Raw genomic sequence first — 3043 nt, forward strand, 5'->3', positions numbered from 1 at the left:
CTGCAGGTAGAGTCTCTCAATAATCGCAGCACGATGATGTCGAAAGACACCTTCGGGTTGTGAGGTTAAGCGACTAAGCGTACACGGTGGATGCCTAGGCAGTCAGAGGCGATGAAGGGCGTGCTAATCTGCGAAAAGCGTCGGTAAGCTGATATGAAGCGTTACAACCGACGATACCCGAATGGGGAAACCCAGTGCAATTCGTTGCACTATCGTTAGATGAATACATAGTCTAACGAGGCGAACCGGGGGAACTGAAACATCTAAGTACCCCGAGGAAAAGAAATCAACCGAGATTCCCCTAGTAGCGGCGAGCGAACGGGGAGGAGCCCAGAGTCTGAATCAGTTTGTGTGTTAGTGGAAGCGTCTGGAAAGTCGCACGGTACAGGGTGATAGTCCCGTACACAAAAATGCACATGCTGTGAACTCGATGAGTAGGGCGGGACACGTGACATCCTGTCTGAATATGGGGGGACCATCCTCCAAGGCTAAATACTCCTGACTGACCGATAGTGAACCAGTACCGTGAGGGAAAGGCGAAAAGAACCCCGGCGAGGGGAGTGAAATAGAACCTGAAACCGTGTACGTACAAGCAGTGGGAGCACCTTCGTGGTGTGACTGCGTACCTTTTGTATAATGGGTCAGCGACTTATATTTTGTAGCAAGGTTAACCGTATAGGGGAGCCGTAGGGAAACCGAGTCTTAACTGGGCGTCTAGTTGCAAGGTATAGACCCGAAACCCGGTGATCTAGCCATGGGCAGGTTGAAGGTTGGGTAACACTAACTGGAGGACCGAACCGACTAATGTTGAAAAATTAGCGGATGACTTGTGGCTGGGGGTGAAAGGCCAATCAAACCGGGAGATAGCTGGTTCTCCCCGAAAGCTATTTAGGTAGCGCCTCGTGAACTCATCTTCGGGGGTAGAGCACTGTTTCGGCTAGGGGTCCATCCCGGATTACCAAACCGATGCAAACTCCGAATACCGAAGAATGTTATCACGGGAGACACACGGCGGGTGCTAACGTCCGTCGTGAAGAGGGAAACAACCCAGACCGCCAGCTAAGGTCCCAAAGTCATGGTTAAGTGGGAAACGATGTGGGAAGGCATAGACAGCCAGGATGTTGGCTTAGAAGCAGCCATCATTTAAAGAAAGCGTAATAGCTCACTGGTCGAGTCGGCCTGCGCGGAAGATGTAACGGGGCTAAACCATGCACCGAAGCTGCGGCAGCGACACTTAGGTGTTGTTGGGTAGGGGAGCGTTCTGTAAGCCGTTGAAGGTAGTCTGTGAGGACTGCTGGAGGTATCAGAAGTGCGAATGCTGACATAAGTAACGATAATGCGGGTGAAAAACCCGCACGCCGGAAGACCAAGGGTTCCTGTCCAACGTTAATCGGGGCAGGGTGAGTCGACCCCTAAGGCGAGGCTGAAAAGCGTAGTCGATGGGAAACAGGTTAATATTCCTGTACTTGGTGTTACTGCGAAGGGGGGACGGAGAAGGCTAGGCTAGCCGGGCGACGGTTGTCCCGGTTTAAGCGTGTAGGGGGGTATTCCTGGTAAATCCGGAAAACCATCAACCCTGAGGCGTGATGACGATGCACCACGGTGCAGAAGTAGTTGATGCCAAGCTTCCAGGAAAAGCCTCTAAGCATCAGGTAACATTAAATCGTACCCCAAACCGACACAGGTGGTCAGGTAGAGAATACTCAGGCGCTTGAGAGAACTCGGGTGAAGGAACTAGGCAAAATGGTGCCGTAACTTCGGGAGAAGGCACGCTGGCGCTAGGTGAAGAGACTTGCTCTCGGAGCTGAAGCCAGTCGCAGATACCAGCTGGCTGCAACTGTTTAATAAAAACACAGCACTGTGCAAACACGAAAGTGGACGTATACGGTGTGACGCCTGCCCGGTGCTGGAAGGTTAATTGATGGGGTCAGCCGCAAGGCGAAGCTCTTGATCGAAGCCCCAGTAAACGGCGGCCGTAACTATAACGGTCCTAAGGTAGCGAAATTCCTTGTCGGGTAAGTTCCGACCTGCACGAATGGCGTAATGATGGCCAGGCTGTCTCCACCCGAGACTCAGTGAAATTGAACTCGCTGTGAAGATGCAGTGTACCCGCGGCAAGACGGAAAGACCCCGTGAACCTTTACTATAGCTTGACACTGAACATTGAGCCTTGATGTGTAGGATAGGTGGGAGGCATCGAAGCGTGGACGCCAGTCTGCGTGGAGCCAACCTTGAAATACCACCCTTTAATGTTTGATGTTCTAACTCGGCCCCATAATCTGGGGTGAGGACAGTGTCTGGTGGGTAGTTTGACTGGGGCGGTCTCCTCCCAAAGAGTAACGGAGGAGCACGAAGGTTAGCTAATCACGGTCGGACATCGTGAGGTTAGTGCAAAGGCATAAGCTAGCTTGACTGCGAGAGTGACGGCTCGAGCAGGTACGAAAGTAGGTCTTAGTGATCCGGTGGTTCTGAATGGAAGGGCCATCGCTCAACGGATAAAAGGTACTCCGGGGATAACAGGCTGATACCGCCCAAGAGTTCATATCGACGGCGGTGTTTGGCACCTCGATGTCGGCTCATCACATCCTGGGGCTGAAGTAGGTCCCAAGGGTATGGCTGTTCGCCATTTAAAGTGGTACGCGAGCTGGGTTTAGAACGTCGTGAGACAGTTCGGTCCCTATCTGCCGTGGGCGTTGGAAGATTGAGAGGGGCTGCTCCTAGTACGAGAGGACCGGAGTGGACGCATCACTGGTGTTCGGGTTGTCATGCCAATGGCATTGCCCGGTAGCTAAATGCGGAAAAGATAAGCGCTGAAAGCATCTAAGCGCGAAACTTGCCTCAAGATGAGTCTTCCCTGGGGCTTCAAGCCCCCTGAAGGAACGTTAAAGACTATGACGTTGATAGGCTGGGTGTGTAAGTGCAGCGATGCATTGAGCTAACCAGTACTAATGATCCGTGAGGCTTAACCTTACAACACCGAAGGTGTTTTAGAGAGCGTTTTGATTTTCAGCATTGTTAACAGATTGGATTGACTGGCTGTGTG

At 52.2% G+C, this 3043-nt stretch carries 1 rRNA gene; it reads left to right on the top strand.

The features are described from left to right. The first annotated feature begins 63 nt into the window (after positions 1 to 63). A 23S ribosomal RNA gene (locus tag ACQ4OC_RS19355) occupies positions 64 to 2970 on the top strand. Positions 2971 to 3043 lie beyond the last annotated feature (73 nt).

It is taken from the genome of Yersinia sp. J1, assembly GCF_050586585.1.
In the GTDB taxonomy this organism is placed as follows: domain Bacteria; phylum Pseudomonadota; class Gammaproteobacteria; order Enterobacterales; family Enterobacteriaceae; genus Yersinia; species Yersinia entomophaga.